Source organism: Corynebacterium pygosceleis (genome assembly GCF_016595275.2).
In the GTDB taxonomy this organism is placed as follows: Bacteria; Actinomycetota; Actinomycetes; order Mycobacteriales; family Mycobacteriaceae; genus Corynebacterium; species Corynebacterium pygosceleis.
Genome location: NZ_JAENIQ020000005.1, coordinates 153,167 through 161,469 on the forward strand (window position 1 = coordinate 153,167; position 8,303 = coordinate 161,469).

The window sequence follows — 8,303 nt, forward strand, 5'->3', positions numbered from 1 at the left end:
ACAGGATCTCGACGGTTTGTTCCCTGCCCGGGGGGGGGCTGAGGCGGAGTCTGGGTCGGGTGCCTCGTGAAACCGGTTATCCGGTGGTGGTCCGGTATTCCCGCATGTCTTTATCGGATGTCGCGTCCGGCAATCCCAGAAAGCGGATCGGGCGCTGCACGTGTTTTCAGGTCCAAGGGCGACGGGGACATGAGGGAGCAGGCCAGACGTTACCGGGGGGCCCATCTCCACGGGGATACGGCGCTCCAGCGTCAGCCGTTATCTCCGGGCGGAGTACCTCACCGCCCCACCAGTCTCGGCACGGCCGCGAGCAGTTCCCGCGTGTAGTCGGCCTCCGGGGCGCTCCAGATCCTCTCGACCGGGCCCGTCTCGACGACGTCCCCGTGGTTGAGCACCAGGACGTCGGAGCACATCTGGCGGACGACGGAGAGGTCGTGGGAGACGAAGAACAGGGCCAGCCCGTAGCCGGCGACGAGGTCGCTGAGCAGGTTGAGCACCTGGGCACGGACGGAGACGTCCAGGGCGCTGACCGCCTCGTCGGCGAACAGCACGTCCGGTTTCACGGACAGGGCGCGGGCGATGGAGATGCGCTGGCGTTGCCCGCCGGAGAACTCGTGCGGGAAGCGGTCGACGGCGTCGGCGCCGATGCCGACCTCGCCGAGGACCTCGGCGACCCTGGTCCGCCGCTCCCCGGCGGAGAGCCCGAGTCCGAGGAGCGGTTCCTCGACGATCGCGCCGATGCGCATGCGGGGATCGAGTGAACCCATGGGGTCCTGGAACACCACCTGTGCGCGTTCGGCGTGGTTGACGGTGCCGGTGGTGGGGGAGTCCAGTCCCGCGAGGATCCGGAGGAGGGTGGACTTGCCGGAGCCGGAACCACCGACGACCCCGAGGCGCTGTCCCCGCCGCAGTTCCAGGGACACGTCTTTGAGCGCCTCCGTTCGGCGCCGGGGGCCGAGGAATCCGCGCCGTTTGCCGAGGTAGGTCCGGGACACTCCGGTGGCGGACAGCACGACGTCGCTGATGGGGGCCACGGCGGGCACCTTGTGGACGTGGCCGGGTCGGTAGTCGCCGGTGGCGGCGGTCTCGACGGTGTAGAGGTGGCCGTCCCGGTCGCGGGCGTCGAGGTCACTGGCCGCGAGCAGCCCCCTCGTGTAGTCGTGTACCGGGTCGGTGAGGATCTGTTCCGTGGTGCCGCTCTCGACGAGGTTGCCGTCGCGCATGACCAGGATCCGTTCGCACACCCCGGACACCAGGGCGAGGTCGTGGGTGATGAACAGCAGGCCGGTGCCGCGTCGCTCGACGAGTTCGAGGATCAGTTCGACGATCTGCCGTTGCACGGTGACGTCGAGGGCGGTGGTCGGCTCGTCGCAGATCAGCAGGTCCGGGTCGTTCGCGAGGGCCATCGCGATGAGGATGCGTTGGCGTTGCCCGCCGGAGAGCTGGTGCGGATGGGCGCCGTAGACGCGTTCGGGGTCCGCGATACGGACGTCGGCGAGCAGCTCGAGGGTCCTGTCACGGGCGGCGTCGTCGGAGTCGACGGTGCCGTGGTGGGTCATCACCTCGGCGACCTGCGCGCCGACGGTCATCAGCGGGTTCAGCGCGGTCATGGGTTCCTGGAACACCATGGACACTCGCCTGCCGCGGAGTGCGCGCATCCGGCGGTCCGGGTAGTCGATGAGGTTCCCGGGTTCCCCGTCGAGCGTCATCTCGCCGTGCGCGGAGAGATTGTCGGGCAGCAGCCCCATCAGGGAGAGCGCGGTGAGTGATTTCCCGGAGCCCGATTCGCCGATGAGCCCGACGCGCTCGCCGGAGTCGACGGTGAAGGAGACCTGTCCGATGAGGGGCTCCCCGCGTCGCGTGTCGACGCCGAGATCGGTGACGGTGAGCAGTGTCATGGGCGTTTCCTCGTCTTCGGGTCGAACACGTCGCGGAGGCCGTCGCCGAGCAGATTGAACCCGAGGACGGTGCCGGCGATGGCGAGACCGGGCCAGAACGCGAGCATCGGGGCGGACCCTAGTGACGCCTGCGCGGACTGGAGCATCCGGCCCCAGGACGGGTCGGGTGGTGGGGTGCCGAGCCCCAGGAACGACAGTGCGGCCTCGGCGAGGATCGCCAGGGCGAAGGACACCGACGCCTGGACGATGAGCATTCCGGTGATGTTGGGCAGGACGTGCCGCCGGGCGATCGCCGGGCCGGAGCGTCCGGCCGTGCGGGCCGCTGCGACGAAGTCGCGGGACATCACCTGCAACGTTCCGGCGCGGGTGACGCGGGCGAAGCCGGGGACGGTGGCGACGCCGATGGCGACCATCGCCGAGACCGTTGAGGCGCCGTAGATCGCGCCGGCGACGATGGCGAGCAGCAGCGCGGGGAAGGCGAGCAGGAGATCCGCGCCACGGAGCACGAGCGTCTCCGCCCAGCCGCGACGCATGCCGGCCAGGATCCCGAGCGGCGTACCCACGAGGACCCCGATGCCGACGGCGACGAGCCCGACGAGCAGGGTGATGCGGGATCCGGCCATGATCCGGGAGAACACGTCCCGCCCGTAGCGGTCGGTGCCCATCAGGTGCCGCGGCGAGGGGCCCTCGAGCCGGTCGGAGGGGATCGCGTGGATCGGGTCGTAGGGGGTCCAGGCCAGGGAGATCACGCCGAGCACGACGACGAGTGTGACGATGACCAGACCGATGGTCCCCGATGCCGGGAGTCTGCGCAGGGTGCGGGTGAGTCGGTTCACGTCGGTCACCGTCCCGTCCGTGGATCGAGGGCGAGGGCGACGAGATCGACGAGCATCGTCACCGCGAGGGTGAGCAGGACGAGCACCATGACGATGGTCTGCACCGTCGTCAGGTCGCGGGTGCTCACCGCGTCGAGGAGCATGGACCCGAGTCCGGGGAGAACGAAGACCTGCTCGATGACCACCGCACCGATCACGAGTGACGCCAGCTGCACACCGGTGACGGTGATGACGGGGAGGGCTGCGTTGCGCAGCCCGTGGCGCAGGAGAGCCTGCCAGGTGGACAGACCCTTGGCCCGGGCGGTGCGGATGAAGTCCTCGGAGAGGATCTCCAGGACCGCGGAGCGGACGTAGCGCGTCATGATGGCCCCCTGCACCGCGGCGAGCGCGCAGACGGGCATGACGAGCCGTTGGAGGAAGGCACCCACGCCCTGGTCCGGTGGCACCCAGCCGTTCGCCGGTGCCCACCCGAGGCGCACCGCGAACACGCTGACCAGCAGGATTCCGGCGAGGAAGCTGGGGATCGCGATGCCGACCTGGCTCAGTGCGGTGATCGCGATGCCGTCGGCCCTCCGGTGCCGCATCGCCACCCAGGTGCCGACCGGGATCGCGGCGGCGAGCGCCAGCGCCATGGCGGACCCGACGAGGATGAGGCTGACCTGCAGCCGGTCGAGCACCAGAGGGGAGATATCCTGCCCGCTGGTCAGGGAGAGCCCGAAATCGCCGCGCAGCATCCCGCCGACCCAGCTGAGGTACTGGGCGATCAGCGGCTGGTCCAGGCCGAGCGCCTCCCGCTTCGCGGCGATGAGCTCCGGGGTGGCGCTCACGCCGAGTGCGACGGCCGCCGGATCACCGGGCACGACGCGCATCAGCGCGAAGACCGCGACGGAGGCGACGAAGATCGTCGCCAGGTAGCGCAGGACATGCCTGCCGAGGGTGATGAGCATCAGTTCCGCTCCTCTTCCACGCTGATCGTCGCGAGCTCCAGGGCGTCGTCGACGGCGTCGGCGTTGACACCGGTCACACCGGGTGCGGTGATGACGATGTTCGGGTAGTTGAACAGGGTGTCGGCCGCAGCCTGATCCATGATGGTGTCCACCGCGGCGCGCATCCCCGCCACGTACTCCTCCGGGCTGCCGGCATCGGCCCGCGCGATGTCCTCGCGCACCGCCGGGGAATCGAACCCGAGGTAGTAGTCGGGGTCGCCGAACAACGCCGGAATGTCGCGGGCCTCGATGTGCAGGATGATCGACATGTCGTAGTCGTGCTGCCTGAACACCTTCTGCAGCCACACGGCCGGGAACTCGGTGGCCTCGATCCGGGCGTCGAGACCGACGTCCCGGAGCTGGGACACGATGATCTCCGACACCGCGGTGGCGTAGGGCCGCGACGGGACGGAGATGACGACGCGGTTGTTCGTGCCGTCGATCCCGGCCTCGGCGAGCAGCTGCCGCGCCTTCTCCGGGTCGTGGGGGTACCGTTCGGACTTCTCGTACCACGGGTCGGTCGGCGGCACCGGGGCCCCGCCGGTGTCGGTGCCGAAGCCGTCCCACGCGGTGTCGATGACCGCCTGGCGGTCGATGGCGTACATGACGGCGCGACGGACGCGGACGTCGTCGAACGGGGCGCGCCGGTTGTTCATCGACAGCAGCACCTCGCCGTTGGTGGTGCCGACCTCCACGTTGTAGTGGCCGTGCGCGGTGATCGTGTCGAGGAGCTCCGGGGACTGCATGGAGTAGACGGCGTCGACGTCACCGGAGCGCAGGGCGTTGGTGGCGCCCACCGCGTCGGCGAAGTAGCGGATCGCCGCGCCGTCGTTCCTCGGTGCATCCCCCCAGTAGTCGTCGCGGGCCGCGAAGGTGATCGACTGGCCGAGCGCGAAGTCGGTGACCGTGTACGGGCCCGTGCCGACGGGATCGGTGGCCAGTGCGTCGACCCCGTCGGGTGCCATCATCGCCCCGACGAAGGTGCCCATGGCGAACAGCCACTGGTTCGACGGCGCGCTGAGCGTCACCTCGAGGGTGTGCGTGTCGACGACCCGGGTGTCCGCGACCGGGGACATCAGCTTCTTCAGACCGTTGGTCCATGCGTCGGAGAGCACCCGGTCGATGGAGAACTTCGCGGTCTCGGCGGTGAACGCGGCGCCGTTGGAGAACGTGACGTCATCACGCAGGTGGAACGTGTACACGGTGCGGTCCCCGGAGACCTCCCAGTCGGTGGCGAGCCACGGGATGATGTGGCCGTCGTCGTCGACGCGTACCAGTGTCTCGTAGATGTTCGACATCATCGCCTGCGGGATCGCCGCCCCACCCGTCGTGGTGAAGTCGAGGGTGGCGGGTGTCCCGGACACCGCGACCACCACGGCCCCGCTGTCCGCGATCGCCGCCGTCTGGGTAGCCGTCGATCCGGCCGAACAACCCGCGAGCACGAGCGTCGCCCCGGCGACTACCAGGGCCGTCGTGGTCCCGTGGCGAATCCGGTCGTTGAGACGGGTCACATCCATGACGAACAGGGTAACCGTTTCCGGTCGCACAACCGACATCACCCCTGTCGTCGGACAGGTATGCGTCCGACGCTGCCCCGGTGACACAATGGACGGGTGAATGACGTCGCCGCCGGATTCAGCACCGTGTTCGGTGTCATCTCCGTCGGTGCACTCATCGGGCGCGCCGGGGTGCTGGGGGAGGACTCCGTACGGACCCTCAACCGCTTCGTCTTCTTCATCGCACTCCCGGCACTGGTCTTCAGCCGGGTGGCCGTCGCCGACTGGGGTACCGTCATCGCGCCGTCCTCGGCCGTGACCGTCGTCTCCGCGCTCATCGTCGGCGCCTCCGTCGGACTGGCCACCCGACTCTCGGCCGGCGGGACCGGTCCGGACGCCGTCATAGCCGGTCTCTCCTCCTCATACTGCAACGCAGCGAACCTCGGACTCCCGCTGGCCGTCCACATGCTCGGGGACGCGACCGCCGTCGTGCCCCTGCTGCTCTTCCAGATCGGTTTCTACGGACCACTGGCGCTGGCGGTACTCGAATCAATGACAGGCAAACGCGGTTTCTCACCCCGCACACTTGCTCGTGGTGCAGTCGCGAATCCCGTTGTCCTCGCGGCCGTCGCCGGGGGAGTGTGGAACACCGTTGGGCGGCCACCCGCGGGGATGGTCGACGCCACACTGTCACTTCTCGCCGGTGCCGCCGTTCCGGTGGCCCTCGTCGCCTTCGGCATCTCCCTCGCGACGAACCGGATCCTCGATCCCGCCGACATGTCCCGACGGACGCTCGTGACGGCTGTGCTCGGAAAGAACATCGGGCACCCGCTCGTCGCCTATCTGACAGCCTCCGTCCTCGGTCTCGACGGGCATCTCGTCCTCACTGTGGTGGTACTGGCGGCGCTGCCCACCGCCCAGAACGTCTTCGTCTACGCCAACCGGTACGGGGTCTCCACCGCTCTCGCACGGGATTCAGCGGTCGTCTCCACACTGTTATCGGTACCCGTCATTCTGGTCGCCTCCGCATTGCTCACCTAGTGGTAATACAAGTCCCGACTTCAGAAATGGAGCATCGAAAACGCTGTGCGCTGCGATGACGTGCACCAACCACGTCTGGGGGTAACTGTCGCCGGGATTCGGCAAATGGCGAATGATATTTCTAATCTGGTTCGCGTTCCTTATCAGCCATCCACGAAGGCGTGATCCATGAAGTCGCCCGGACAATCCGGACCAGAACAGACCACCCGCCCCCGACAGTCCACCGGAGAAGAACCCGGAGACAGTGGTTTCTTCGGGTGGCTGAAGACGGACCCGTTCATCTTCCTCCTCTCCGGCGGCATCATCGTCGCGTTCGTCGCCGCCGCAGTCATCTTCGGGGAGGACGCCCGGGCAACCCTCGAAGGGGTCGCGAACTGGCTCCTCACCGATCTCGGATGGCTCTACATCGGTGGTGTCTCCATCTGCGTCGTGTTCCTCCTCGGCGTCTTCGTCTCCCACTTCGGCCGTATGCGGCTGGGCGACGACGATGATGAACCGGAGCACTCGGTGCTCGCCTGGTTCGCCATGCTGTTCGCCGGTGGCGTCGGCGCCGTCCTGATGTTCTGGGGCGTCGCGGAACCGCTGCACCACATGACGAACCCCCCGAAGGCCGATGCCGAACCAGGTTCCCAGGAGGCGGCCATCGAGGCGATGGCGTTCACCTTCTACCATTTCGGTGCCCACATGTGGGTCATCATGGCCCTGCCCGGACTCGCCCTGGGATACTTCATCTACAAGAGAAAACTGCCTCCGCGCCTGAGTTCCGTGTTCGCTCCCGTTCTCGGGGCCCACATCTACTCCTGGCCCGGAAAACTGATCGATGTCCTCGCGATCGTCGGTACGGTCTTCGGCATCGCGGTGTCCGTCGGTCTGGGTACCCTCCAGATCAACGCGGGCATGAACATGCTCTGGGACGTCCCGGTCATGGGGCCCGTCGAACTCGGCATCATCGTGTTCATCACCCTGGTTGCCTCGGTTTCCGTGGCCAGCGGTCTGGAACGCGGCATCAAGATGCTGTCCAACGTCAACATCGCCATGGCCGTTCTCCTGATGATCTTCGTGCTCATCACCGGCCCCACGCTCACCCTGCTCCGCTCCACCGTCCAGGGTTTCGGCATCTACGTGGAGAATGCGCCCGGTCTCATGTTCTACACCGACGCCTTCGCCAACAACCCCGGCTGGCAGGGATCCTGGACCGTGTTCTACTGGGCGTGGACCATCTGCTGGTCGCCGTTCGTCGGCATGTTCGTCGCCCGTATCTCCAAGGGTCGGACCGTGCGCGAGTTCATCGCGGGTGTGATCTGCCTGCCCGCGATCTTCTCCGTCATCTGGTTCGCCATCTTCGGACGCGCCGGATTCGAGATCGAGGCCCTCGACCCCGGTGTCCTCGTCGGCCCCGTCGTCGAGGAGGGCAACACGGCCGCGGCGCTGTTCACCTTCCTGGACTACTACCCGGCGACCGGTGTCGTCAGCATCTTCGCGCTGGCCATCGTGGTGATCTTCTTCATCACCTCGATCGACTCGTCCGCGATGGTCACCGACATGTTCGCCACCGGTGAAGAGGACTCCTCTCCCGTCTACTACCGCGTCATGTGGGCCTGCGCCATCGGTGCCGTCGCCGGCGCACTGCTCATCATGAGCCCCGACACCGGTATCGAAACCCTTCAGCAGGTCGTCATCATCGTCGCACTGCCGTTCTTCATCATGCAGTTCGTCATGATGTACTCCCTGATGAAGGGCATGGTTGATGACGCGGCAGCCAAACCGAAGATGCTCACCAGGCAGTGGGACCAGACCGACTCCCCGGAGAAGCTCGCGGAACAGGAGAACCGGCCCGCCCCCGGCTACGACGCCGACGGAAATCCGCTGCCGCCGCTGGCCTACGAGTACGACGAGAACGGCAACATCGTCATCTCCGGCAATGTCGTCGTCGACGGAGAACTCGATGTCACGGGAGGGGAGACCTCTCCCGGGTCCGGGAACTGACCCGGCATCCCCGCGGTAACCGTGAGACGTCCGGCCCCGATCATCGGGGCCGGACGTCTT

General features: G+C 67.5%; 6 protein-coding genes. 2 read left to right on the plus strand and 4 right to left on the minus strand.

The window, feature by feature from the left end; all coding sequences use genetic code 11:
• Nucleotides 1-278: 278 nt before the first annotated feature.
• Genes JIM94_RS10600 through JIM94_RS10615 form a run of 4 tightly spaced genes read right to left on the minus strand, consistent with a single transcriptional unit; the run spans nt 279 to nt 5,237 of the window.
• The gene (locus tag JIM94_RS10600) at nt 279-1,898 is read right to left on the minus strand and encodes a dipeptide ABC transporter ATP-binding protein (protein WP_200250420.1); all 1,620 of its coding nucleotides are present in this window, start codon (nt 1,896-1,898) and stop codon (nt 279-281) included.
• Nucleotides 1,895-2,734: an ABC transporter permease subunit gene (locus tag JIM94_RS10605; protein WP_200250418.1), complete on the minus strand. Its 840-nt coding sequence runs from the start codon at nt 2,732-2,734 to the stop codon at nt 1,895-1,897. Before JIM94_RS10605 ends, JIM94_RS10600 begins: the two co-directional genes overlap by 4 nt.
• Nucleotides 2,735-2,739: 5 nt before the next feature.
• A complete protein-coding gene (locus JIM94_RS10610; RefSeq protein ID WP_200250416.1) occupies nt 2,740-3,681 on the minus strand; it encodes an ABC transporter permease in 942 nt (313 codons plus the stop codon).
• Nucleotides 3,681-5,237, minus strand: a complete 1,557-nt coding sequence (locus JIM94_RS10615; protein WP_200250414.1) for an ABC transporter substrate-binding protein — start codon at nt 5,235-5,237, stop codon at nt 3,681-3,683. The genes JIM94_RS10610 and JIM94_RS10615 overlap by 1 nt, the downstream gene beginning before the upstream one ends.
• Before the next feature lie 96 nt (nt 5,238-5,333).
• Between JIM94_RS10615 and JIM94_RS11430 the strand changes: the two genes are divergently transcribed.
• Together JIM94_RS11430 and JIM94_RS10625 are read left to right on the plus strand one after the other, a co-directional pair.
• Nucleotides 5,334-6,257, plus strand: coding sequence for an AEC family transporter (locus tag JIM94_RS11430; protein WP_200250412.1), 924 nt, complete (start codon nt 5,334-5,336; stop codon nt 6,255-6,257).
• Nucleotides 6,258-6,425: 168 nt separating this feature from the next.
• Nucleotides 6,426-8,243, plus strand: a complete 1,818-nt coding sequence (locus tag JIM94_RS10625) for a BCCT family transporter (protein ID WP_200250410.1) — start codon at nt 6,426-6,428, stop codon at nt 8,241-8,243.
• Nucleotides 8,244-8,303: the final 60 nt, after the last annotated feature.

Bases quoted from the DNA above. Each gene is read 5' to 3' on its own strand.
- JIM94_RS10600 (WP_200250420.1), bottom strand. From the start codon at position 1,898: ATGACACTGCTCACCGTCACCGATCTCGGCGTCGACACGCGACGCGGG.
- JIM94_RS10610 (WP_200250416.1), bottom strand. From the start codon at position 3,681: ATGCTCATCACCCTCGGCAGGCATGTCCTGCGCTACCTGGCGACGATC.
- JIM94_RS10615 (WP_200250414.1), bottom strand. From the start codon at position 5,237: ATGGATGTGACCCGTCTCAACGACCGGATTCGCCACGGGACCACGACG.
- JIM94_RS10625 (WP_200250410.1), top strand. From the start codon at position 6,426: ATGAAGTCGCCCGGACAATCCGGACCAGAACAGACCACCCGCCCCCGA.